Consider the following 23,943-nt stretch of genomic DNA (forward strand, 5'->3'; position numbering starts at 1 on the left):
TCTGGCAAAAGCCTGATCAGTAATCTTTTGCTCGACTGCTTGCGCAGCCTTCGCAAATTCTCGTACTCGCGATAAACGCTCGTATCGAGTATTCGTTGACGTTTTGCTGTTCAGTTTTCAAGGTTCAAAGATTTAAAATTATGGAGCGGGTGAAGGGAATCGAACCCTCATCATCAGCTTGGAAGGCTGAGGTTTTACCACTAAACTACACCCGCATATCGTATTTTTATTTTAATCAAGAAAGTATGGCGCGCCCGAGAGGACTCGAACCTCTAACCGCTTGATTCGTAGTCAAGTACTCTATCCAATTGAGCTACGGGCGCAATGCGATATGGTGCGGCCGAGAAGAGTCGAACTTCCACGGGATTTCTCCCACTAGGCCCTCAACCTAGCGCGTCTGCCATTCCGCCACGACCGCCTAAAATTATTTTAGGGACAAATTCTATTATAATACATTACTAACTCGAAGTCAATAACTTTTTTCTTAACTAATTCGCCGTAGATAATAATCTCATTTGGATTGATTCGGTTGATTAAAATGGCTGGGGTACCTGGATTCGAACCAGGGCATGACGGGATCAAAACCCGTTGCCTTACCGCTTGGCTATACCCCAATAAAATGGCGGTCCCGACCGGGATCGAACCGGCGATCTCCTGCGTGACAGGCAGGCATGTTAACCGCTACACCACGGGACCATTTGGTTGCGGGGGCAGGATTTGAACCTGCGACCTCCGGGTTATGAGCCCGACGAGCTACCGAACTGCTCTACCCCGCGACAATAATATTTCATTCTTTATTAAAGTCATTCTTTCAAAACTTCTCATTAAGTATGTATTTCACAATAACATTCTATGTAAGATATTTTAAAATAAATGGTGACCCCTACGGGATTCGAACCCGTGTTACCGCCGTGAAAGGGCGGTGTCTTAACCGCTTGACCAAGGGGCCTTAATGGCTCCGAAGGTAGGACTCGAACCTACGACCATCGCATTAACAGTGCGGTGCTCTACCACTGAGCTACTTCGGAATAGTGTTGCAAGAACTGTTTAAGTACTTGTCGACTTTTCTTATTATAAAGAGGTCTTGGAGAATCGTCAACACTTTTTTTCATTTCTTTTATTATTTCAGAGAAAGCTTTCCAGAACATCTGCCGCAGCGGTACCTTTCCACATTCATCCGAATTTTCCGAACGTAATTCGTATTGCATGAAATGCATTCGTATACATAGCGTTTGCTTGAGCGAGCGGCTGGCGGGCGTTGAATGGTTGAACAAAAACGCGGAGCGCCGGTTTGCTGCAACAACTCTCGGAAATCCGCATCGCGATGCTTGTATCCCTTTCCTTCTATATGTAAATGATAATGGCAAAGTTCGTGTTTGATGATTCCTTCCAACTCTGCAAAGCCGAATGTTTCGTAGGAATTGGGATTGATCTCGATATTGTGGGACCGCAGCAAATAACGCCCGCCTGTTGTTCTTAATCGCGCATTAAAACTTCCTTCATGGACAAATGGCTTCCGAAAGACGGTATCTGAGATTTCTTTGATCAGTTCTGTCAGTTCTTTGTTGGTCATCGTAACTCCCCTATTTCGTTTATTCAAATAAAACAGCCGCTTCCATTTTAACAGGAAGCGGCTGTTTGTACATGAGTATTTCTTAACCTTACTCGGTTTGGTCTGCCGGAGGAAGCATCGTTAAAGCAATGCGCCCTTTGTCTTTCTCCACTTTGTCGACCCAGGCCGTAACAATATCTCCGACCGCGACTACATCAAGCGGATGCTTTACGAACCCTTTTTTCAATTTTGAAATATGGACAAGGCCATCTTGCTTTACGCCGATATCAACAAAAGCCCCGAAGTCCACGACATTTCGGACGGTCCCTTGGACTTCCATGCCTGGCAGCAGATCTTCCATTTTCAAAATATCATTTTTCAATAAAGGCTGGGGGAATTCATCGCGCGGATCGCGGTTCGGTTTCTTCAACGCGTCCAAAATATCTTTCAGCGTAATTTCGCCGACTCCCCATTCTTCACTGAGTTCATTCAATTGAAGCTTTTCCAACTTCTCGGATATTCCTGGATTGCCGACCGATTTCTTGTCTTCGCCGACCAATTCCAAAAGTTTTTCGGCAACGCTATAGCTTTCCGGGTGGATTCCAGTTGCATCCAAAGGATTCTTTCCTTCCGGGATCCGCAGGAAGCCGATTGCCTGTTCATAGGTTTTGGCACCTAAACGCGGAATTTTCTTCAATTGCGCACGTGATTGGAAGCGGCCATTTTCGTCGCGCATTTTGATGACGTTCTCCGCCACGGTTTTGCTCAACCCTGCTACGTACTGCAATAAAGACGAAGAAGCTGAATTGACGTTTACTCCAACTTGGTTAACCGCGGTCTCGACTACAAAAGTTAATTGATCCGCTAATTTCTTTTGCGAAACGTCATGCTGGTATTGTCCGACGCCTACTGCTTTCGGGTCAATCTTCACCAGTTCCGATAAAGGATCTTGCAGACGGCGTGCAATTGACGCAGCACTTCTTTCTTCTACTTGAAGATCCGGAAATTCAGCACGGGCAATATCTGAAGCCGAATAAACACTTGCCCCTGCCTCATTGACAATCACATAAGAAATGTCCGCTCCGGTTTCGGAGATGAAATCCGCTACGAATTGTTCTGTTTCGCGTGAAGCAGTTCCATTTCCAATCGCCATAATTTCAATCGGGTACTTTGAAGCCAGCCGCTGCATCGTTTTTTTAGCGCGCGCTTGATCATTCTTTGGCGCATGCGGATAAATCACGGCAACTTCAAGCAACTTTCCGGTTTCATCAATTACAGCCAACTTACAGCCTGTGCGGTATGCCGGGTCGACGCCGAGCACCATTTTGTTTTTCATTGGGGGCTGCAGCAATAAATTCCGCAAGTTTTCAGCGAAAATATGAATCGCTTGCGCTTCCCCTTTTTCACTTAGCTCCGTTCTGATTTCACGTTCTGCTGACGGTTGGATCAGGCGTTTGTAGCTATCTTCAATCGCCGCTTCTACAATTTCAGAAGATGGACCCGACGCTTTGATCCATTTGTTTTTCATCAATGTAATGATTCGGTCCACAGGTGGATTGACCGCTACTCTCAGCACATCTTCTTTTTCTCCGCGGTTAATCGCCAAGATGCGATGCGGTACAATTTTTTGAATGGCTTCTTCATATTCATAATACATTTCAAAAACTTGCTTTTCGTCTGCATGGTTCTTTTTAGCAGCTGTCGAAATCGTTCCATCTTTCCTCGTCATGTAGCGGACTTTTTCGCGAATATCGGCATCATCTGCAAATAGCTCCGCTAGAATATCCTGCGCGCCTTGAATCGCTTCTTCCGCAGTCGCCACTCCCGCTTCTTCGCTGACGAATTCTTTCGCTTTCTTCATCGCATCTTCGCGGGAAAAAGCCATTAGCCAATCCCCTAGCGGCTGCAGCCCCTTTTCTTTTGCAATGGTCGCTTTCGTACGGCGTTTCTGTTTGAAAGGACGATATAAATCTTCTACACGCTGCAGAACTGTCGCTTGCAGAATCGCTTTTTCCAATTCCTCGGTCATTTTCTCTTGCTCGGTAATCGAACGGATAACTTCAACTTTTCGCTGCTCCAGGTTTTGGATATATGTATAACGGTCATCGATCGCTTTAATCTGCACTTCATCAAGTGACCCTGTCGCTTCTTTTCGGTAACGTGCGATAAACGGCACGGTATTGCCGTCTTCGATCAAGTCGATAACTTGGCCGACCTGATGAGGGCGTACCCCTGTTTCTTTTGCAATCAATGCATGGATTTGCTGCATTTCCATTCCAGACACTTCCTTTCATTTCGTAAAAAGCCAGTCCATATTGTTGCTTTCATCAGCATATCGACCGCCGTTTGCTCTTCTCTATTTTAACATAGAAAAAAGAAGCCTCCTCATTTGAGTAGGCTTCCTGCTATAAACGTTGCGTCGTCTCCAGTTTCGATTGACCGCAAAATGTCGTAATATAGGCGCTCCGGAATTCCGGCTTGGCGCATCATCGCTTTTGGGTTTCTTAACTCCACTCCGTCAGAATGAATCAAGAATAAATCATCTTCTACATACGTATAGAGCTGCGTACGCAATTTTTGTGGGCGGCCGGATAAATAACCCATTACCGGCAACGGATAAATCATCTCGTTTGTCCCTTTTCGGTAAAGGTAGAAACGGATATTCCCTACGCAACTGTATTCCAAAGTCTTTTTCTTGAAATCGACTTTGAAAATCGCTACGGCAGCCCCACGTTTTTGCACCATCAATTTATTGAATCGCTGCATGAGCTCATCAATGGTTTCATGATGGTAATCTTTTAAAATCTGCGGAATGACTTGTGACGATTCGCGTGCCACAGGGCCATTCCCCAATCCATCGGCTATGGAGCAAATGAAATATTCATCCGTTAAAACAGTATGGTAACTGTCTCCAGACTCATAATTCCCTTTTTTTGCTTCATTGAAGATACAGGCCTCCACGAAACTATGCTGAATTTTCTCCACTATGAAACTCCACCAGCTGCTAAAATCGCTTCCTGCAACTTCTTAATGGCTTTTCGCTGCAATCGGGAAACGTGCATCTGCGAAATTCCTAATTTGTCTCCGGCTTCTTTTTGACTCAGCTGCTCTATGTAGGTGTATTGGATGATTTGCTTTTCACGTTCCGAAAGCACATTCATCGCATTTGCTACAAGCATGCGCTGATCTACTTTTTCATAGCCATCGTCCTCTTGTCCAACCACGTCAAATAAAGTGACTGTGCTGCCGTCGGAATCGGCTTCCAGCGAATGATCCATGGATAAGGCCTGATAGCTTTTCCCCATTTCCATCGCTTCTAGCACGTCATCTTCCTCGACATCCAAGTATTCCGCGATTTCCCAAACTTGTGGGGAACGCTGGAGTTCCCGGGTCAACACTTCAACTGTCGATTTAATCCGTGGCCCCAATTCCTTGATGCGGCGAGGCACATGGATTGCCCATGTCTTATCGCGCAAGAACCGTTTGATTTCACCGATGATAGTCGGTACGGCAAAAGCTTCAAAACTTCTGCCAAATGAAGGATCATAGCGCCGAATGGCTCCTAAAAGGCCAAGCATACCTACTTGCGCTATATCCTCATGGTAAGATTTACCATTTGAATATTTACGTGCAATTGATTCGACTAAACGTTTGTAATTCAATACAAGATTTGTTTGGGCTTCTTCATCTTCCGTCTTCTGATAAGCCTCGATCCATTCAAGCACCTGCTCTTTGGTCGGCTGATTAGGATGAGATCGTTTCGACATCCTCTTCCACCTGCTCTCCTCCAACATACTTTGTCATGAAGACTGTAACGCCTTCTTGATGATGGACTTTTACTTCATCCATTAAGGTTTCGATCAAGTACAGGCCAAGACCTCCTTCACGGAGAAACGCGCCTTCTTCTTGATCATGATAAGGGCCCACTTTCGCCTTTGTTTCTTCAAAATCGAAACTTTGCCCATGATCTGCAACCATGATTTCGATTTTATCGCTGTACAAAGCGCAGCCAATGACTACTTCGCCTTCTTCACCTTCTGTATAAGCATGTTGAACAGCATTCGTTACCGCTTCACTTGAAGCAATCTTCAAATCTTCAATATCGTCAAATGAAAAACCGATGCGGCTTGCCAAACCAGAGATTGTCAAACGTGCTACACCAACATATTGAGACTTAGCCGGCACTCTCATTTCAACATAATCGAAAGGACGCATATTAATTACCACCTTTTCCAGCGGATTCGATATCCATGATTTCGCCTAGCCCCGTAATATCGAATAGCCGTTTTAGCCGAGACGAGAGCCCTTTTAGCTTAACGTGTCCGCCTTTAGCGTTCACAGATTTATAAAATGCTACAAAAACTCCAAGCCCAGTACTATCCATATAATCAACGTCGGAAAGATCCAACACTGCTTTCAATCCTTCTTGGGTTTGAAATGCTTCTAATTTCTCCCGTAATACTGGCGCTGTATGCGCATCGATTTCTCCGCGGATAAAGCCAGTCAGGTTATTATCTATTTCCTCTAAGTTAACTTGAATATTCATCTTTTTTTGACACCCCGTTTTTCTATAATTCACAGGCATTTAAAAAAGCCATCGTAAGTGTATTTACCACAATGACTCTTCATGTAAACCTGATTAGACTTTTTTGTAAATGACTAATGTGAAATCATCTCTTAATTCCGCATTTTGCATGCGTTCGAGTTCATCGTAGACAAATTGCACAATCCGCTGGGCAGGTTCATCTTTTTTCTGGTCAATCAATGCGAAAATGACTTCCCGCTCGATAAACCCTTCATCCGTCCGGCCTTCCGTTACCCCATCGGTCATCATGATCACAAGATCATTCTTTTCCAATTTGACGGTATGCTGTTCATATGAAGCTGCTGGGGAAACACCCAGCAAGAGCCCTTTGGCATACAATTCTTCAAAACTATTCGATTTTGCACGGTATAAGATAGCCGGCTCATGCCCAGCTGAACCATAGGTAAGCGTCGAGTCATTCGAATCGTATTTCCCGTAGAACATGGAAACGAACATGGAATCGTCAATGCTCTTTTCGACTACCCGGTTGATGACCCCAAGCACTTCTTTTGGATCGGCCGGAGAATTATTCAAGCTATCCATCCCAAATTTCACCATGGACATACAAAGTGCAGCCGGCAAACCTTTGCCGATGACATCCGCAACCGCAATCCCTGCATGGCCCTCTGAATCACTGATGAAGTATATGTAATCGCCGTTCATCTTGCGCGCTGGAATCGAAAGCAATCCGATATCAAGTCCCGCTAAAGCAGGCATCGGTGTTTTCAATAAGGTTTCCTGCACGTTAGCAGCTAAATCCATTTCCACTCCCAGTTCTTCTTGCCGCTGCAAAAGACTTTGCCTTTCTTGAAGCGCTAATCCATAGTTAATCATCATTTCAATCAGAAAATCAAAGGAATGCCATACAAACTCTGGCAATTCCCCGTATATTTCCTGCATGGCCGCTTTGTGCACACTGATTACTTCTTCTGGCGAAATGTTCTCAGAAATCAATTGACGGCTAAAATTCTGGCCAACGTAGAGATTTTGCTCCGACTGTCTTTGCATATATTGGTTTAAAATTTCTTTGTATTGATTTTCAATCTTTTGAACCATTATGCGCTCCTCCTATCGAAGCCATTTTGTTGCTCTTATATCTGTCCCTTCGCCTGGAATCGTTTCGATTCTGAACTCATCCATTAAACGTTTGACACCCGGCAGCCCGGCACCAAGCCCTCCCGACGTTGAGAAACCATCTTCCATCACTTTTCTGATATCCGGAATTCCTGGTCCTTGGTCGGCGGCGATAATTAAAATCCCTTTCAGGCCGTTCTCTGTTAATTGCTGGATTTCAATTCTTCCTTGTCCAGCATACAAGTAGATATTGCGGGCAAGTTCGCTGATGGCTGTCGTGATCCGCGCTTGATCGACAGTTCCGAAGCCAAGTTCTTTTGCCACATTGCGCCCAAGTTGTCTTGCAGCGACAATATCCCATTCCGTTAAAATTTCCACCGAAGACTGGTTGCTCATTCTTAAGCCTCCAATTCCAGTTGAAGTTTATCCAAACCATTTTCTAGATCCAGTGCTGTCATAACATCTTCTAGTCGAATTCCTAACTCGATTAAAGTGATAGCAACTGCTGGTTGGATACCGGTAATAACCACTCGCGCTCCCATTAGGCTTGACATGCTAATGACGTCCCCTAAGACTTTTGCGATAAATGAATCGATAAAATCGATGGATGTCAAATCGATGACTACTCCACGAGCGCTAGTTTCGTGCAATTTCGTCAATAAATCTTCTTGAAATTGAATGGCTGTCTGATCATCAAGCTCCCATTGGATCGAAACAATCAATGTATCTCTAAGCTTTAAAATTGGAATTCGAAAATTCATTGTTCATCAACCTCCACTATTTTACGATTTGTCCATGCCATCGCCTGCTCTACTCCGCGCTGCAAAGTACTGGTAGTGGTGAATTCATTGAGATTAATCCCAAGCGTCACGATTGTCTGTGCGATTTCCGGACGGATTCCGACCAGCATGCACTTCGCGCCGACAAGACGGACTGCATCAGCTGCTTGAATAATATGGTGTGCGACCATCGTATCGACAACCGGCACTCCTGTAATATCCAGCAGCACAACTTCCGCCCGATGTTTGACTACACCTTCAAGCAAATTCTCCATAATCAGTTTTGCACGCTCCGTATCAATCGTTCCGACCAGAGGCATAACAGACACTTTATCAAAAACAGGTATCAATGAGGCTGATAACTCCTGCAAAGCAATTTTCTGCAGACTGACTGTCCGCTCCCACGTTTTCGAGTATGTATCGATCGTGCTATCCCGGATTGGATTGATCCAATTCGTAAATTCTTTCGAGAAAGCCCGGAAATTGTTTTCATTGATGATTCCCGCATTTTCCATGCCATCGAATACCACTTCTGAAAAATGAGTGATCGCTTTTGTTACAAATGTCATCGACCACCCTAGACGGACCACTTTCTCCGCAAAATCATTCAAGCGATTTTCATAGGCTTGATGGCTTTCTAACAAATTTGAAACCATAAGATCAGCAAATTCTTTGCTGGTTTGATTCATCAAATCCGTCGGCATTACTTGAAAAGAACGTTCATTCTTCTCATTTTTCATAAGCTCCTGCCAACTTGAGATAATTTCGTTGAAATTATCCTGGATATATCCCGCCATTTGTCTATTCATTTTTTTGAAAAACCCTCCCTATTGCTCTATATAACACTTGACCTTATATTGTATTTAAAATAGCTTATCTTTTATTGTATCGGAAAATATGTTTTTTCACATCTATTTTGTCAGTTGCTTGCGGAAAAGGGGCAAAGTACATGAAAAAAAGCCCGAAGCATAGGAGCTTCGAGCTTATTTCGGAGTATGTATGCTTAAAACTTCACAAGACCCACACTGATTTCCAAAGCTTCATCCACTTTTTCCATCAAGATTTCATCCAACTGTGTAATCTTATCTGTCAGCCGCGACTTATCAATCGTGCGCAATTGTTCCAGCAAGATGACAGAATCACGCTCAAAGCCATATTTCTTAGCGTTGATTTCAACGTGAGTCGGTAATTTTGCTTTTTGAATCTGTGCAGTAATCGCCGCGATGATGACAGTGGGACTAAAGCGATTTCCTATATCGTTTTGAATCACTAGCACCGGACGGGTCCCGCCTTGTTCGGACCCGACAACTGGTGATAGTTCTGCAAAAAAAACGTCACCACGTTTTACAATCAAATTGTTAACCCCCGCTTACGAGTCGCACGGTCGTGTGCTCCGCTTCGTATTCTGCATGAGAACATTCACAAGCGATTGAAAGATTGATTTGTGACATCTCCACGTAGCCTTTGATCATTGCTTCCCGAATATGATGTGAATCGTATATGTTCTTGGTTACCCGTTGGGTCGAAACATAAACATAATCACCACGTTCTTGAATTTGTTCATCTGAATGCGCAGTCAATTCTGAGATCATTTGCTTCGGCAGTTTCACAACCACTTCTTTTGTCTTTGACTTCCCGTACACAGCCGACACCTCCAAAATACCGTTCTCTCTATTCTCACCCCTTCATCTTAACATCGAAGTGCCCTATTGAAAAGGTGAAAAAAGGGCTAGCATTATTTAACAATAAATTCGAGGGACTCTTTTTGTTAAAATACACGGGATTTCGTACGGTATGGTATCCAATTTCTCCGCCCATTCTTCCATGCGGATCTGCTCATTTCCCTGCTTGCCGATTAAAGTCACTTTTTCTCCGATCGGCAATTCTTCAGGCAGCTTGACCATGCATTGATCCATACAAATCCGCCCCACGACTGGCATCCGCATCCCGCGCACAAGAACTTCCTGCCCTTGCAGCCCGCGCAGCATGCCATCCGCATAGCCAATCGGCAAAGTGGCAATCCATTCATCTTCTTCGGCACGATAAGTTGCTCCGTAGCTCAAAGCTTCGCCTGCTCTCACTTTTTTCACATGAACGATTTCGGTCTCTAAACTCATAGCCGGCGACAATGCGATGGACATTTCATTTTCCACATAGGCAGAAGGTGCGATGCCGTATAAAGAAATCCCGATGCGGACGCCGTCATAAGCAAGGTCCTGATGCATAATGGCCGCAGCGCTGTTGGATACATGGACCATCAAAGCGGAATCCGCTGCCGATTCAATAACAGCTTTCATTTCTTTCACTTGCTTTTGGAATAACTCCCCGCTTTCTTCGTCGGCTGTTGCAAAATGTGTGAATAAGCCGTCAAATGAAAAATGGTGCCGGCGGATAAAATCGATTGCCCGCTTTGCATCTTCTGGAAATACTCCCACTCTTCTCATGCCGCTGTCGATTTTCAAATGAATCTTCAAAGGTGTAAGTTCAGGATTGGCAGCTTTTGACGCCATATCAAGCCAAGCAAGCGAGATAGCCGCCAGCGTAATTTCTTCCTGCTGCGCTACCGGGATGAAAGCTTCCGGCGCAGCTCCGAGAACAAGCAGTCGAGTTTTAATGCCTTGCTGCCGCAAAAATAACGCCTCATCCGGCGTAGCTACTGCAAGGAAACGGATGCCCGAAGCGATTGCACGCCGAGAAATTTCTAAAACTCCATGTCCATAGGCATCTGCTTTCACTACAGCAATAACTTCTGCTTTTCCTGCTTGTTCCTTAAACACTTCCAGATTCTTTTCAATTGCCGCTAAATCGATTATCGCTTTTGTTGGACGGTAGGTTACCATTTGTCATCACCACTTACTTTAGGATTGCAAAAGAACTTGTGCTGCTGCATATTCTTTTGTATGTGTTATTGATACAAGCCCGATTTCTTGCTGCCGAAAGAAAACACTCGGTTTTCCTTTTTCATCTTTGCGGATTTCAATTTCCTGGAACGAACAGGCGCTGCCAATCCCAGTGCCATTCGCTTTTGCGAAGGCTTCTTTCGCAGCAAAACGCCCTGCTAAAAATTCCGTTTTTCGGGCTGCCGACAGTTTTTCGTATTCGCTCATTTCCCGCTCTGTCAAAATGCGGCATCGGAATTTGCTTGACCGCGCGTCTAACTTCCGGATGCGGTGCAGTTCCACGATATCCAAGCCGATTCCATTTATCATAGACGTTCTCCTTTCAATAGTAAACCTGAAAAAGGTATAATGGATTTATGAAATAGAGGTGACCAAATGTTCTTACGTACTGAAAGTTTTTCGCAATACTTACGTCTTTATCCTGTAGTATCCACTTTAATTGCCTTGAACCTCATCGTCTATATCCTGACTTGGATTCCTGGCATCGGCGATCTTCTCTATTATTATGGAGTGGGTTCCAATTTCCTGATTGAAGCGGGAGAATGGTGGCGCTTCATCACACCTATGTTCCTTCACGGCGGATTGATGCACCTTCTCTTCAATATGTTCTCGCTATTCCTATTCGGGCCTGAACTGGAGAGATTGACCGGTAAGGTTCGGTTTATCACCATTTATCTATTGGCCGGATTGTTCGGAACAGCGGCAACTTATTTCCTTCAGCCTTTGGATTATCTCCATGTAGGCGCAAGCGGTGCCATCTTCGGGATTTTCGGCGCATTTGGCGCGTTGCTGTACTACGGCCGTCGCTCACTGCCACAGTTGAGACAAATTATACTCCCAATTATCGTAATTAGCATCGTTATGACGTTTTTGACGCCTAACGTGAATGCTACCGCGCATATTGCGGGAATGATCACCGGTTTCTTGATCGGAATGAGCTATTTCCATCCAAAACGGATTGTCAGTTGGAAAACAAAAAAATAAGGTCAGCCGGATAATTCCGGCTGACTTTTTTCATTTTCTTCCGCCTTTCGGTTGGAAGGCTCATACCAAGCAAGGATGCGGCTCGCGTCTTCCCGCTCCATATGTTCCACTCGGGCAGTGGCTCCGAGCAAGCCCGACATGATTGTCGCTTGCGCTGAAGCCAAGCCTTTGCGCCGCTGGAAATAGCTGCTCGAAATTTCCACGGCTTGAATTCTCTTTTTCATCATGAAGAATGTATGCTTGCTGATGCCTCTAAACTCCATCGTCAATTGCCGATCTGCCAAGGAATAGCCGACCGTCCGGTGCTGCCAGACACCTAGCGCAATAGTTAATGGCACAATGATAAGCGACAAAAGCCCGTACGGATAAAAGAAATAGCTCAGCGATCCAATTACAGGAATCATCCAGATAAAGTCCAAACGATAAAAGAAATGGACGCTTCGTTTCGGGGCTTTGACCATTTCCGGCCGCCATTCCATCTCAGGGAACAGCTCTTCTAAAATTGGAATGAGTGTCTCTTTCTTAGCTAAAGGAAATAGCCTTATTTTTTCATCCTTGTCCCCTAAAGAACCTCCCGCACTTTCTACCGTCACTGTGGCATATCCGAACCATTCCCGCAAAGGATTTTGGGAAATTTTAATTCCTTGCACCCGCTTAAATGGCACGGACACCTTCTTTTTCTCCAATAACCCGCGGGTCAAATAAATATGGTCATCATCTGTCTGGATCGTGAATTGATAGTTGGCCAAAATCGTTAAAATGACCGAAATGACCCAGGCCGCCAGCAATCCCATAAAGATCGTCAACGCGACAATCAAATAACCAAAGCGAAGGAAAATCATGACTTCTTCATAGATCGCGTCGTAAGGGATCAACTCCGAGAACTGCGAAAAGAACACGGCTACCGCTGAAAGGACAACGCCAATCCCGCCGGAAGTGGTGGCCAAAACCAATAACTCTTTCATGCTCATCCGGTATTTTGTATGAAGGATCTTTTTTTCGGCCATTTCGGGTTCCGGCACAGCTATTTCACGCTCGACACCATCTTCTAAATCTACCGTTTCTCTTTTATGGAACCCGCGTTTCGCTTCTTCCATCTTCTCTTCGATCCGGTCAGCATCTTCACGTGAGATCGCAGTCAGTTCCGCTTCCGCTTCACCAGTTTTGCCGGTTCCTGCAGTTTCCACTTTCACTTTGACCAAACCGAGCGGACGGTGGAAGATGCCTTCCGTATAATTCAGGCTCTGGATTCGGTCAAATGGAATATAACGCTTTTTCTTAACGAACAATCCGTACTCGATGCGGAGTTCTCCATCTTCAAACCAGTAGACGAACCGCTTCCATTTGATGATCCCGCCCACCAAGATGAATAACAGGACCGCCCCACCAATTATCAGCGGAATCAATCCTTGCCAGCCATTTGAAAACATGCCGCTAATGCCGCCATCCCTGAATAAATTCACTCCGAAAATGACCAGAAAAGGAATCAGCAATTCTTTTAAGCCTTTCAGAAAATTGATAAGCGCTGAGATCGGATGCAATTTATAGTAGGTTTCAGACATCATCTTCCGCCACCCTTGCAAGTACAGAGATGCGGGCTCTCAAATCATCCGCTTCCTCTGTGATCAAAGCAGGAATGGTATGAGTGGTTGCCGCTGTGGAGATGGATATCTCTGCTAAATTATATTTTCTTAGAATAGGTCCTTGTTCTGTATCGACATGCTGCACACGCACCATCGGCACTAAAGTGCGCTTGATGATAAAAAGCCCATGCTGAAGTTCGATTTCCTGCTCCCGCACTTCGTAGCGCCAGCGCTGCCAACGGATTTTCGGAAATAAATAAATGAAGAGAAAGCCGAAAAGCACTGGAAACGCTATGTAAATTGCATAAAGCCAAGACGGCCATTCAAAAAAGTATGTAAGCACTCCCGCCCCAATCGCAAGCAAGGCAATGACTAAGGTTTCAATCATTCCGTATAAGCGCCAGACCTTTAATCCTTTTACAGAAATTTGGTTTTTTGGTTGACTATCCATTTGCCTCTCCCCGTTTCTATATAGTAACTCTTAATACGATTTAAAGCGGTAAATGTTTCATTCTATTGTAACGCAAATTGAATAAGCAAAAAAGGCGGATGCGGCAACAGTTTCCTGTTTCCGCATCCGCCTTCTATTTAAGAAATCTTAAGATTCGTGACGACGTGTACGTCCTGGACGGCCTGAACCGCTTCCGCCTTCGCGGCGACGGCTTGCGCCTGAAGATGGACGGCTTGATGATGATGGACGGCCTGAACCAGATGAACGGTTGCCTTTATAGCCACCGCCGCCTCCGCTGCGTCCGCCTTTGCCTTTGTATCCGCCGCCTCCACGTGAAGGAAGTGGGCGCTCTTCAGAAATTTGAACTGGAATATCTTCCGGCTCTTTCGTCATTGTTTTAAGTGCAGCAGCAATCAAATCAACAGCGTCGAACTTCTCAAGCATTTCCGTAGCAAATGCACGGTAATCGCCTAAGTTGTTTTTCTCTGTCATTTCGATCAATTGTTCCATTGCAACGCGTTTTTGGCCAAGTACAGCCTCGTCAGCAGTTGGAGGAACCAATGCTTCCATTTTCTTCTTCGTTGTACGTTCAACGATGCCCAAGTAGCCCATTTCACGCGGTGTTACAAACGTGACTGCGACTCCTTTTTTACCAGCACGGCCAGTACGGCCGATACGGTGAACATAGCTTTCAGGATCTTGTGGAATATCAAAGTTGTATACGTGTGATACGCCTGAGATATCAAGTCCGCGAGCTGCTACGTCAGTTGCAACTAAGATGTCGACTTTGCCTGCTTTGAATTGTTTCAATACAGACATACGTTTTGCTTGGCTAAGGTCACCATGAATTCCTTCAGCTACGTAGCCGCGGATATTCAAAGCTTTAGCCAATTCGTCAACCCGGCGTTTTGTACGGCCGAAGATGATTGCAAGTTCTGGCTGTTGAACATTCAAAAGACGTGAAAGGATGTCGAATTTCTCGCGTTCTACTGATTTCACATAGAACTGCTCGATGTTTTCAACAGTCATTTCTTTCGATTTAATCTTAACGATCTCTGGAGTCTTCATGAACTTCTCTGCAATGCGGCGGATTGCATCCGGCATAGTTGCTGAGAACAACAGGGTTTGGCGACTTTCAGGGACAGTGGCCATGATTGTTTGGATGTCTTCGATGAAGCCCATGTTCAACATTTCGTCTGCTTCGTCAAGGATCAATGTGTTTACATTGTCCAATTTAAGCGTACGGCGGTTAATGTGGTCTAATAGACGTCCTGGTGTACCAACGATAATTTGTGGGCGGTTTTTAAGTGCACGGATTTGACGGCCGATTTCTTGGCCTCCATATACTGAAAGGATGCGCACGTTTTTGTCTTGGCCCAGTCTGTAAAGCTCTTCAGAGACCTGGATTGCCAATTCGCGGGTTGGCGCGATGATCAATCCTTGGACATTACCGTCTTTAGTGTCGATTTTTTCAATCAAAGGAATACCGAATGCAGTTGTTTTACCTGTACCCGTTTGTGCTTGTCCGATAATGTCTTTGCCTTCCATTCCAAGACGGATCGTACCTTCTTGGATTGGTGTTGCTTCTTCAAACCCCATGCGTCGTACGGACTTCAAAGTTGTTTCACTAAGATTTAATTCTGAAAATTTTACCAAATTTTTTCAATCTCCTTTTGTCTTCATCTGATTTACAAATGGTGTACATTTTAGATGAATTCGTGACAAGGTCGAGCCTTTATGAGGAACTTTCACGTCGAAAATCATACTCTGTAGTTTTAAGTCAGAGGGGATGTGTGAACAGGAAAAGCTCGGGCTTTGCCGAGCGGTCTGATCGGCGGGTGTTTGAAACCCTGTAAGTAGAACAAACCGTTTTGCTCAAAAAAATACTCTTCACAGGGAAGAGTGCTTCAAAAATGTATCCATTGCTTTCAACAGAATAACACGATTTCCCCCTACTTGCAATCAATACGCAAAGGTTCTAATAATCAGTTTACTCTTTTTGCTGCTTCATGAAATACAGCGCTTCGCTAAACCAGTCTTCGCAATCGTCGCTGTAGCAAATCAAATGCTTCCCTGAATCCGAATGGATGATCTGTTTATCAAGAGAGCCAATATTCTCGTAAATGAAGTCTGCAGCAGTAACCGGAACGATTCCGTCTTCTTTGCCTTGGACGATGCAAACCGGGATTTTGATGGTTTTATAATACGGCTCCACCATTTTAACCACCCGCAGAAATTCAATAGCTGAACCGATAGGGGTATGCGTCAACTTGTATTCATAAAGATGAAACAATGGATTTTGAGCCAGCCGGCCGTTAATGGTATCCGCTGCCGCTTCTTTGACTTCTTTTAACATCTGGGCAGCACTGATGTATTTAACAGCAGCGCTCAACAGAACAAGGCGTTCTATTTTATAGCGCAGCGACAAATACATCGCAATCAAACCGCCCATGGAAAATCCGACAACGATGACGCGGTCGACTCTTTTTTTCAACTTGCGCATTGCAAGCTCAGCTTCCATCATCCAATGCTCCGCAGTCATTTTTTTCAGGTTGAGTTTTTCGCCATGCCCCGGTAATGTCGGCACTTCCACAATCCAGTCGGTATGTTCTTTTATATAATCGGCAAACGGCTGCACTTCAAAAGGGCCGCCTGTAAAGCCATGGATGCATAAAACGCCTGTCTTCAAAACCGCTCCCCACTTTCGCTTCAAGATAAACAGAAACTCTACTCAGCGGGAAAAGCTTCCCGCCAAGCAGAGTCTATTATTGCCCAGTAAAAGGCTCGATGATGTTTTCCAAGGCCATGCCGCGTGAACCTTTGACCAAGATGATGGAATCCGGCGTGATTTTTTCTTTGAGCAATGAAACGATAGGTACATAATCGTCTTCGCTCCATAAAAGCTCCCCTTTAAAAGAAGGAAGCATTTTATCGTAAAGCCATTTCATGCGCGGTCCATACAAGCAAACACCTGCAATATCGTCTGAAATGTTTTTCACTAAAGCTTCGTGATAGGATTGTTCATTTTCTCCAAGCTCCAGCATGTCCCCTAAGACTACCCACTTATCGTCTTTCATCGTGGTTTCACGGATAAAATTCAAAGCCGCATTCATCGAAGACGGTGCAGCGTTATAAGCGTCATTGATGAATGTAGCGCCTTGTTCGGTTTTAATGATTTGCATGCGCATATCAGTCAGCGCTGCATCTTTCAGCGACTTGCGGATATCTTCTTCCGAAAGGCCGGCTTCAAGTGCCACTAAAATCGCTGACAAGGTGTTCTTCACTTGATGCTCGCCCAGCACCGGAATGGTGAATGCTGCATCAATAATTCCACTGACGAGGAAGCTGCTGCCATTCTCGGTTGCTTTGATGTCGGTTACGGTCAATTCGTTATTATCGTCAAAACCGAAAGACACGGCTTGCGGGAAATTCTCCACGAACGGAAGCAGCAGCGGCTCATCGCCGTCATAAAAAAGCTTGCCATGGCTTTCCAGCCCTGCAGTGATTTCAAACTTCGCCTGTGCAATTCCTTCTCTTGATCCAAGATCCTGCATATGCGCTTCACCAATATTGGTGATGATGGCATAATCCGGGCGCGCAAGTTCCGACAAGAACTCAATCTGCCCAAATCCGCTCATGCCCATTTCCAGGACAGCGAATTTCGTATCTTCGTCAAGCGACAGAATCGTAAGCGGCAAACCGATTTCATTATTATAATTGCCCTGGGTCTTCTGGACTTTGAAATAGGGCTTCAAGACACTCGCCACTAAGTCTTTTGTCGAAGTTTTCCCGTTTGAGCCAGTGATGCCGATGACCGTGACGGACAATTCGTCGCGATAGGCTCTGGCCATTTCCTGCAAAGCGACTTCACAATCGTCCACTAGCAATAGCGGAAGATCTTCAGGCGGATTTGGTTCGTCGCGCTGCCACAAGGCTGCAGCGGCTCCCGCCTCAAATGCTTGCACCACATATTTATGTCCGTTGACATTTTCGCCGCGGAACGGGATAAACAGATCTCCCGGTTTAAGCGTTCTCGTATTGATCGAGGCCCCTGTCACTTCGATGCCTTTAAAACTCGTCTTAACTCCAAGCCATTTGGCAATTTGTTCAATCTTTTTTTTCATTCGGCTTCTCCACTCAATCTATTTTAACTTGTAGTAATTGCTTTTCCTCATGGCGTTCGACCGCAAGTTTAATCAAGCGTTCAATCAGCTCTGGATAAGGCAATCCTGTATTTTCCCATAATAGCGGGAACATGCTGTAAGGCGTAAACCCTGGCAATGTGTTAACTTCATTGATCAATATTTCATTTTCAGCGGTAACGAAGAAATCCGCACGGACAAGGCCGGAACAATCCAGAATTTTAAACGCTTTTTTAGCTGCAATCACTAATTCTTCATAGACTTCTGCGTCCAGTTCAGCCGGAATGATCATGGCCGTATTGCCATCTTTGTATTTCGCCTGGTAATCATAGAAGGCTTTTAGCGGCTTGATTTCTCCGGCAACCGAACATTCAGGAACATCGTTGCCGAGTACGCCGATTTCGATTTCTCTGGCCACGACGCCTTGTTCCACGACGATTTTGCGGTCGAATTTCAAGGCCTCTTCAACAGCTGCCATCAATTCCTCCGTGTTTTCTGCCCGGCTGATGCCTACGCTTGATCCGAGATTCGCCGGTTTGACAAATACCGGCCATTGCAATTCGCTCTCCACTTTGTTTACCCAATAGTTCTGATCAGCCATCCAATCCCTGCGAATAAAATAAACATAAGGCGTTTGTTTTAATCCAGCGATTTCGAATAATTGCTTCATGACTACTTTATCCATACCCGCTGATGAAGCAAGTACTCCATTTCCGACATAAGGTAGATTCAAAACTTCAAGCAAACCTTGTACGGTACCGTCTTCACCGTTTGGCCCGTGAAGAAGCGGGATAATGACTTCCAGATTCTGCTCTTGTTCAGATGGAAGAAACCCTGAAATGTCATTTGGAGAAGAGCTCTTTTCGCTCAATTGAAGCTGCTCGATGCTTTGGACAGGCCCTTCAAGCATCGCACCTTTTTTCCATTCGCCTTCATGGGTGATATAAATAGGAAAAACTTCGTATTTCTCGAAGTTCAATGCTTGAGTCACGGCTTGCGCAGTGGATAGCGAGACTTCATGTTCCGCTGACTTGCCACCATATAATAAACCGATTCGTTTTTTCATTTTGAAAAACCTCCGCTAGTATGTAAGCCCGAAATTCCGGCTTTTTCATTTTGTTGAATTCTTTTTGCATAATGACTAGTTTATCACGAACCACGGAAGACGAAAATTTTTTTCTGTCAACCGCCGAAGATTTTCAATCCAACTACACCTGCAATTATACACGTCAAGAAAAATAATTTTGCCGGCTGTCTGCTTTCTTTAAAAAACAGCATCCCGACGACTACACTGCCGGCTGCACCGATTCCCGTCCAAACTGCATAACCGGTGCCAACAGCAATTTCCGTCAAAGCTAGTGACAGCAAATAGAAACTGAGCGCTCCGCTTAAAACGGTCAAGGCCGTATACTTCTTCACTTTAAAGCCTTCTGATAATTTCATGGTCGTTACAAAAGCCACTTCAAAAAATCCGGCAATTATTAAGGTCAGCCATGCCATCAAGAATCGCCTCCTTCATTCGCCGTTTCTTTGCCGTCCACGACTTTCAATCCGATAATCCCGAAAATCAACAGCCCTAAAAACGCGATTTTTTCAAAGCTGGCATTTTCGCCAAACAGTGAAATTCCGAGCACGGCAGTGCCTGCCGCTCCGATTCCTGTGAAAACAGCATAAGCGGTGCCAATCGGAATGACAGCCATCGCTTTTGCGAACAATAGAAAGCTGACCACGATAAATAGCAAAGTGACAATCGATGGCCCGACATTTGTAAAGCCGTCCGCAAACTTCAAACCGATTGCCCAGATGATTTCTGTCAATCCGGCAATCGTTAAATAAATCCACGCCATATTTTCCACACATTCCTTCCTCATTCAACGCTATTCAGTTCTGAGCCTTTTCAAAAAAAATAACCCTCGTTTCCGAGCGTTATTTCCATTGCTTTGTTTTGCGGTCAAACACAATTTTCCGGCTAACGTCCTGTTTTGTATAATGTTTGATATCTGACCAGAATTCATCCAGAAACGAAATTTCCTCAACAGATCGAATATGCAATTCAATCGTGTTTTTCGTTTTTTCAGGATCGGCCAAAGAAATTAAAGCGCCTTCACGGTAGTCGCGTTTCAGCGACTCCAGAATTTCCCTCGGCAATTCCGGCACCAAGTCACGCGTCTTGCGGCGCCAGAAGTTCTGGCCCGATGTTTCTCTGCGGATCACTTGAGTAAAATAATTTCCGACTAATTCGTTCAGCCTTTCCAAATGGCGGAAGTAAATCTTCGTGGTCTGCTCTTCCTCACTGGATAGATAAACAAATTCGTTTTGCAGCGTCGAATAAAAAGGAGGACGCACGGTTTCCTTTTTATGTCCGATGTAGAGAAGCTCCGCCTGTTCTTGCGGCGTCAATGAATTTAACTGCTTCTCGCTCCTAAAATCGATCCAGCAAAACTCACTTTTCTTATTGAGCCAGGCTTTCCGAAGCTGCGCATATTCTTCCTCTGCAACAAACTCCATATAAGTATGCATATTGAACGAAGCATCGTCATAAGAATGCTTTAATAATAAAAGATTCTTTGGCATTTTCATCGCATCGATAAAATGAGCAAAGGTGAGTCCGCTGAAAAGAGCGAATTGATCCGCGTCATTTAAATAAATATATAAGTGCTGTATATAATAATCCGCGTTTAACGGTTTTTTCACCATATTCCCCACTCCATTCTTCTCAACTATTATACGACCATTCCACTGAAATATGAAACATCCTAGCTCTATTTGCGTCATTACTTTTGGTATAGGCATATTCGAAGGGAATACGTTATAATGTAATCCGGCTTATAATAATAAAAAAGTACAGGTGAACGCTCATGCAAACAAATAAAGGCTTCGCCGATCGCGTTGATTGGCCGTTAGCTTTCATATTATTTCTATTTTTCGTCGTCAGTTTATTGGCTATATCTTCCGCTCAAACCGCTGGCATATACCCAACGAACTTTGTTCCGCGCCAAGCAGTTTTCTACGTTGTTTCGATTGGCATGATTTCTGTTCTTATGTATTTTGATTCGGACCAATATAAAAAAATGTCTTATTATCTATATGGTTTCGGGATTTTCCTATTGTTTGTTTTGATGATTTCCCCAGGCGGCCCTGGCCAGATTGCCGAGCCGGTCAACGGAGCGAAAGCCTGGTTCCATACACCCGTTGTCAATCTTCAGCCTGCTGAATTCATGAAAACCTTCTATATACTCGCGATGGCCAAGATGATTTCTGCACACCATGAAAAAAATCCGTTAAAAACCTTAAAAACTGATTTTGTCCTTCTTGGCAAGATCGGCGTCATGCTGTTTATTCCGCTGGCTTTTATCATGACACAGCCCGATCTCGGGACCGCCCTTGTATTTATCGCAATTACGCTCGCCTTGATTGTCGTTGCCGGCATCTCTTGGAAGATCATTGTGCCAAGCTTTGGCGGAGTAGCGGTCGTTGGAGGAACCCTTTTATGGATGGCCGTCTACATGCAGGACTTCCTTTCCAATGTATTAGGGATCAAGCCTTATGCGCTTGCCCGGATCTATACGTGGCTCGACCCCTATTCTTACGCTGAGGGCGAGGGCTATAACCTGATTGCAGCCATGAATGCCATCGGTTCTGGCGAAGTTTTCGGCAAAGGGTTTCAAGGGCGCGAAGTGTACGTACCAGAAAACCACACAGATTTTATCTTTACGGTCATTTCAGAAGATTTCGGTTTCATCGGTGCAAGTGCCGTCATTATCTTATTCTTCATGCTGATTTATCATTTGACTAAAATTACGCTGGAGCTGAAAGACACATTCAGCACCTATGTATGTGCCGGGATCATCGCCATGATCACGTTCCACGTTTTTCAGAATATCGGCATGACCATCCAGATTTTGCCGATAACCGGGATTCCTCTTCCGTTCATCAGCTACGGAGGAAGCTCGCTGATCGGGAATATGCTCGCACTCGGCATCGTCTTCAGTATGAAATTCCACCACAAGACCTATATGTTCGGAAACGAGAAAGAATCCGAATAACGAACTATCGATTATATTTTCCACATAAAAACTCCGACGCCCTGCGCCGGAGTTTTTATGTTTGCGATTGTGTTTGCGGCAATGCTAATGCTCTAAAGAGTTCTACGCGCGGTTTTGTGATTTTTGCTTGGATTCCCAGTTTCGATAAGTTTGAAACGATTTTGCGAACTTCTACTTTTTTCGCCATCCAGATCACCTCTTTATGTGTTAGATATTTATTAAGACGTTGGCCAGTTTGTCTAGTTTCGTTTAAATTACATAATGTTTGACTTTTCTGTGTCTCTGTTATAATACCATCATTTCAAGATTTTAAACTTATCATTTTGATGACAAAGTAAATAATTTGTGAAGAAAAGAGTTTACTCTATTTACGGACCTCATCCATCTTTCAAATAGCTCCCACGTGCACTCCACAACTCTTTACAAATTCGTTTGTCGCGGCATTAAAACAAGGGTAAAATGGCACCAAAGCCTTTATTTAGAAAGCAGGAGTTTTATTTATGAAGAAAACCATTTTATTACTGATGTCCGTGCAATTTTTTGTTTATTTGGGTTTTGGCATCATCATCCCCGTATTGCCGGAAGTCGTAGTGCAGCAAGGTTATTCCGATATCCATGTCGGTGGACTCATTACTATTTATGCGCTTTCCTCTTTTTTCACAGCACCATTATGGGGCCGTTTGTCTGACCAGACCGGCCGAAAAAAACTGATTTTAATCGGCTTGGCTGGTTTTAGCCTAAGTTTTTTTCTTTTTTCCCTGTTTCTTGATCATCTCGTTTTGCTTTATGCATCGCGGATTATCGGCGGGTTGTTCTCCGGGGCACTTTACACGGCCGTCACCGGCTGTGTCGCGGATATTACAACAGACGATGAACGCAATAAATACATGGGGCTGCTCGGCATGTCAATCGGGCTCGGCTTCATCTTCGGACCGGCAATCGGCGGACTGCTTGGTGCGGTTTCCCTGTCGCTTCCTTTTACAGCTTCCGCTATTTTAGTGTTGCTGTTGATGGTCTATGCGAGCCTCGTTTTAAAAGAGCCGGCACGCCAAGGCGAAGCCGTAAAGCGGAAACTTTTGCCGAAAGGCGGCAGCATTCTTTGGCAATACCGGATCCGCTATCTATTCCTCTTTTCATTTGCCGTCACATTTTTATTGGCGGGACTTGAATCGACGTTCCAATTGTTCCAAATTGACCAGATCGAAATCACGCCGCTGCAGTTAGGCTACCTCTTCATGGCAAGTGGGCTCGTAGATGCAGCGATACAAGGAGGCGTGGTGCGCAGAGTCAAAGACGGGTCTGAAACCAAGTGGATTATCGGCGCTCAAATTGTGACGGCAATTGGCCTCTTGATGCTGCCATTCACGAGCAGCCTTATCTTTGCAGGTGTTGCACTGAGCGTGTTCACTGCCGGCAACGCATTGGCCAGAACCGTGCTCGTCTCGCTGACTTCCAAAGAATCCGGCGGGAAGTACGGCACAGCAGCCGGTATGACTTACTCCATGGATAATATGGGGCGCATCATCGGCCCCCTCTTTTTCACATGGCTATTGACCATCCAATCCGGCTCTGTGTATTATCTATCCGCAGCTATAGCGCTGCTCAGTATTTTGCTTATCGTTATTTACCGCAGCTCCGCTAAAACATTGCGAAGCCATTGACCGACGCTTGCGAGGTCAATGGCTTTGCGACGAGCTTGCGCAGGAGCACGGGTTTGTTGACCGACGCTTGCGAGGTCAATGGCTTTGCGACGAGCTTGCGCAGGAGCACGGGTTTGTTTCAACCAGTTTCACGACAATTTGAAAAGCAAGCACCTCTTCATGAGGTGCTTGCTTTTTTGATATCTT

The 23,943-nt window shown here is 44.9% G+C and carries 27 protein-coding genes and 8 tRNA genes; 3 read left to right on the forward strand and 32 right to left on the reverse strand.

Features of this window, described 5'->3' with window-relative positions:
- Positions 1-141: 141 nt before the first annotated feature.
- The 22 genes from NFU07_RS09230 to acpS all read right to left on the reverse strand — a co-directional run bounded on the left by NFU07_RS09230 (position 142) and on the right by acpS (position 11,199).
- Positions 142-215: transfer RNA gene (locus tag NFU07_RS09230), tRNA-Gly, on the reverse strand.
- 31 nt (positions 216-246) lie between these two features.
- A tRNA-Arg gene (locus tag NFU07_RS09235) sits at positions 247-323 on the reverse strand.
- Positions 324-332: 9 nt separating this feature from the next.
- Positions 333-418, reverse strand: a tRNA-Leu gene (locus tag NFU07_RS09240).
- Positions 419-539: 121 nt separating this feature from the next.
- Positions 540-614 (reverse strand) — tRNA-Gln (locus NFU07_RS09245).
- A gap of 6 nt (positions 615-620) precedes the next feature.
- Positions 621-696: transfer RNA gene (locus tag NFU07_RS09250), tRNA-Asp, on the reverse strand.
- Positions 697-699: 3 nt separating this feature from the next.
- Positions 700-776, reverse strand: a tRNA-Met gene (locus tag NFU07_RS09255).
- A 98-nt stretch (positions 777-874) separates the two neighbouring features.
- Positions 875-949 (reverse strand) — tRNA-Glu (locus NFU07_RS09260).
- A 4-nt stretch (positions 950-953) separates the two neighbouring features.
- Positions 954-1,028 (reverse strand) — tRNA-Asn (locus NFU07_RS09265).
- Between the two features lie 92 nt (positions 1,029-1,120).
- Positions 1,121-1,573: a SprT family protein gene (locus NFU07_RS09270; protein ID WP_251477222.1), complete on the reverse strand. Its 453-nt coding sequence runs from the start codon at positions 1,571-1,573 to the stop codon at positions 1,121-1,123.
- A gap of 88 nt (positions 1,574-1,661) precedes the next feature.
- Positions 1,662-3,827 (reverse strand): Tex family protein, encoded by a 2,166-nt coding sequence (locus NFU07_RS09275; protein ID WP_285835950.1) that lies wholly within the window; start codon positions 3,825-3,827, stop codon positions 1,662-1,664.
- Positions 3,828-3,937: 110 nt separating this feature from the next.
- Positions 3,938-4,537, reverse strand: coding sequence for a PP2C family serine/threonine-protein phosphatase (locus tag NFU07_RS09280; RefSeq protein WP_235198192.1), 600 nt, complete (start codon positions 4,535-4,537; stop codon positions 3,938-3,940).
- On the reverse strand, positions 4,537-5,319 hold the full coding sequence (gene sigB, locus NFU07_RS09285; protein ID WP_251477226.1) for an RNA polymerase sigma factor SigB: 783 nt from the start codon (positions 5,317-5,319) through the stop codon (positions 4,537-4,539). The genes NFU07_RS09280 and sigB overlap by 1 nt, the downstream gene beginning before the upstream one ends.
- Positions 5,297-5,767, reverse strand: a complete 471-nt coding sequence (rsbW, locus tag NFU07_RS09290; RefSeq protein WP_052653113.1) for an anti-sigma B factor RsbW — start codon at positions 5,765-5,767, stop codon at positions 5,297-5,299. The genes sigB and rsbW overlap by 23 nt, the downstream gene beginning before the upstream one ends.
- 1 nt (position 5,768) lies before the next feature.
- Positions 5,769-6,098 (reverse strand): anti-sigma factor antagonist, encoded by a 330-nt coding sequence (locus NFU07_RS09295; protein WP_251477230.1) that lies wholly within the window; start codon positions 6,096-6,098, stop codon positions 5,769-5,771.
- Between the two features lie 93 nt (positions 6,099-6,191).
- A complete protein-coding gene (locus NFU07_RS09300; RefSeq protein ID WP_251477233.1) occupies positions 6,192-7,193 on the reverse strand; it encodes a PP2C family protein-serine/threonine phosphatase in 1,002 nt (333 codons plus the stop codon).
- A 12-nt stretch (positions 7,194-7,205) separates the two neighbouring features.
- A complete protein-coding gene (locus tag NFU07_RS09305; protein WP_235198189.1) occupies positions 7,206-7,607 on the reverse strand; it encodes an anti-sigma regulatory factor in 402 nt (133 codons plus the stop codon).
- 2 nt (positions 7,608-7,609) lie between these two features.
- Entirely contained in the window at positions 7,610-7,972 is a 363-nt protein-coding gene (locus tag NFU07_RS09310) for an STAS domain-containing protein (protein ID WP_036807366.1), read from the reverse strand.
- The gene (locus tag NFU07_RS09315) at positions 7,969-8,799 is read right to left on the reverse strand and encodes an RsbT co-antagonist protein RsbRA (protein ID WP_235198188.1); all 831 of its coding nucleotides are present in this window, start codon (positions 8,797-8,799) and stop codon (positions 7,969-7,971) included. Before NFU07_RS09315 ends, NFU07_RS09310 begins: the two co-directional genes overlap by 4 nt.
- 194 nt (positions 8,800-8,993) lie before the next feature.
- Positions 8,994-9,344, reverse strand: coding sequence for a type II toxin-antitoxin system PemK/MazF family toxin (locus tag NFU07_RS09320; RefSeq protein ID WP_251477236.1), 351 nt, complete (start codon positions 9,342-9,344; stop codon positions 8,994-8,996).
- Positions 9,345-9,348: 4 nt separating this feature from the next.
- Positions 9,349-9,633: a transcriptional regulator gene (locus NFU07_RS09325; RefSeq protein ID WP_110925660.1), complete on the reverse strand. Its 285-nt coding sequence runs from the start codon at positions 9,631-9,633 to the stop codon at positions 9,349-9,351.
- A gap of 96 nt (positions 9,634-9,729) precedes the next feature.
- Positions 9,730-10,830, reverse strand: coding sequence for an alanine racemase (alr, locus tag NFU07_RS09330; protein ID WP_251477239.1), 1,101 nt, complete (start codon positions 10,828-10,830; stop codon positions 9,730-9,732).
- An 18-nt stretch (positions 10,831-10,848) separates the two neighbouring features.
- The gene (acpS, locus tag NFU07_RS09335; RefSeq protein ID WP_251477242.1) at positions 10,849-11,199 is read right to left on the reverse strand and encodes a holo-ACP synthase; all 351 of its coding nucleotides are present in this window, start codon (positions 11,197-11,199) and stop codon (positions 10,849-10,851) included.
- Between the two features lie 66 nt (positions 11,200-11,265).
- Between acpS and NFU07_RS09340 the strand changes: the two genes are divergently transcribed.
- Positions 11,266-11,874, forward strand: coding sequence for a rhomboid family intramembrane serine protease (locus NFU07_RS09340; RefSeq protein WP_251477245.1), 609 nt, complete (start codon positions 11,266-11,268; stop codon positions 11,872-11,874).
- A 2-nt stretch (positions 11,875-11,876) separates the two neighbouring features.
- Here NFU07_RS09340 and NFU07_RS09345 read toward each other — a convergent pair whose 3' ends face one another.
- From NFU07_RS09345 to NFU07_RS09385, 9 genes are all read right to left on the reverse strand, one after another.
- Positions 11,877-13,436, reverse strand: a complete 1,560-nt coding sequence (locus NFU07_RS09345) for a PH domain-containing protein (RefSeq protein ID WP_251477248.1) — start codon at positions 13,434-13,436, stop codon at positions 11,877-11,879.
- Positions 13,429-13,908, reverse strand: coding sequence for a PH domain-containing protein (locus NFU07_RS09350; RefSeq protein ID WP_251477251.1), 480 nt, complete (start codon positions 13,906-13,908; stop codon positions 13,429-13,431). The genes NFU07_RS09345 and NFU07_RS09350 overlap by 8 nt, the downstream gene beginning before the upstream one ends.
- A 147-nt stretch (positions 13,909-14,055) precedes the next feature.
- Positions 14,056-15,564, reverse strand: coding sequence for a degradosome RNA helicase CshA (gene cshA, locus NFU07_RS09355; protein WP_251477254.1), 1,509 nt, complete (start codon positions 15,562-15,564; stop codon positions 14,056-14,058).
- A gap of 334 nt (positions 15,565-15,898) precedes the next feature.
- Positions 15,899-16,597 (reverse strand): alpha/beta hydrolase, encoded by a 699-nt coding sequence (locus NFU07_RS09360; RefSeq protein WP_251477257.1) that lies wholly within the window; start codon positions 16,595-16,597, stop codon positions 15,899-15,901.
- A 76-nt stretch (positions 16,598-16,673) separates the two neighbouring features.
- Positions 16,674-18,032 (reverse strand): UDP-N-acetylmuramoyl-tripeptide--D-alanyl-D-alanine ligase, encoded by a 1,359-nt coding sequence (locus NFU07_RS09365; protein ID WP_251477260.1) that lies wholly within the window; start codon positions 18,030-18,032, stop codon positions 16,674-16,676.
- A gap of 13 nt (positions 18,033-18,045) precedes the next feature.
- Positions 18,046-19,116 (reverse strand): D-alanine--D-alanine ligase, encoded by a 1,071-nt coding sequence (locus tag NFU07_RS09370; protein WP_251477263.1) that lies wholly within the window; start codon positions 19,114-19,116, stop codon positions 18,046-18,048.
- 116 nt (positions 19,117-19,232) lie between these two features.
- Positions 19,233-19,550, reverse strand: a complete 318-nt coding sequence (locus tag NFU07_RS09375) for a DMT family transporter (protein ID WP_251477266.1) — start codon at positions 19,548-19,550, stop codon at positions 19,233-19,235.
- Positions 19,550-19,897 (reverse strand): DMT family transporter, encoded by a 348-nt coding sequence (locus NFU07_RS09380; protein WP_251478216.1) that lies wholly within the window; start codon positions 19,895-19,897, stop codon positions 19,550-19,552. Before NFU07_RS09380 ends, NFU07_RS09375 begins: the two co-directional genes overlap by 1 nt.
- Positions 19,898-19,976: 79 nt before the next feature.
- Complete coding sequence (locus tag NFU07_RS09385) at positions 19,977-20,747, reverse strand: hypothetical protein (RefSeq protein ID WP_251477269.1); 771 nt, start codon at positions 20,745-20,747, stop codon at positions 19,977-19,979.
- Between the two features lie 161 nt (positions 20,748-20,908).
- On the opposite strand from NFU07_RS09385, the gene NFU07_RS09390 reads away from it, so the two are divergent.
- On the forward strand, positions 20,909-22,096 hold the full coding sequence (locus tag NFU07_RS09390; RefSeq protein WP_251477272.1) for an FtsW/RodA/SpoVE family cell cycle protein: 1,188 nt from the start codon (positions 20,909-20,911) through the stop codon (positions 22,094-22,096).
- A gap of 55 nt (positions 22,097-22,151) precedes the next feature.
- On the opposite strand, the gene NFU07_RS09395 is transcribed toward NFU07_RS09390, so the two are convergent.
- Positions 22,152-22,283: an Lmo0850 family protein gene (locus NFU07_RS09395; RefSeq protein ID WP_251477275.1), complete on the reverse strand. Its 132-nt coding sequence runs from the start codon at positions 22,281-22,283 to the stop codon at positions 22,152-22,154.
- Between the two features lie 313 nt (positions 22,284-22,596).
- On the opposite strand from NFU07_RS09395, the gene NFU07_RS09400 reads away from it, so the two are divergent.
- Complete coding sequence (locus NFU07_RS09400; protein ID WP_251477277.1) at positions 22,597-23,757, forward strand: MFS transporter; 1,161 nt, start codon at positions 22,597-22,599, stop codon at positions 23,755-23,757.
- Positions 23,758-23,943: the final 186 nt, after the last annotated feature.

Source organism: Planococcus sp. NCCP-2050, from assembly GCF_023708025.1.
In the GTDB taxonomy this organism is placed as follows: domain Bacteria; phylum Bacillota; class Bacilli; order Bacillales_A; family Planococcaceae; genus Planococcus.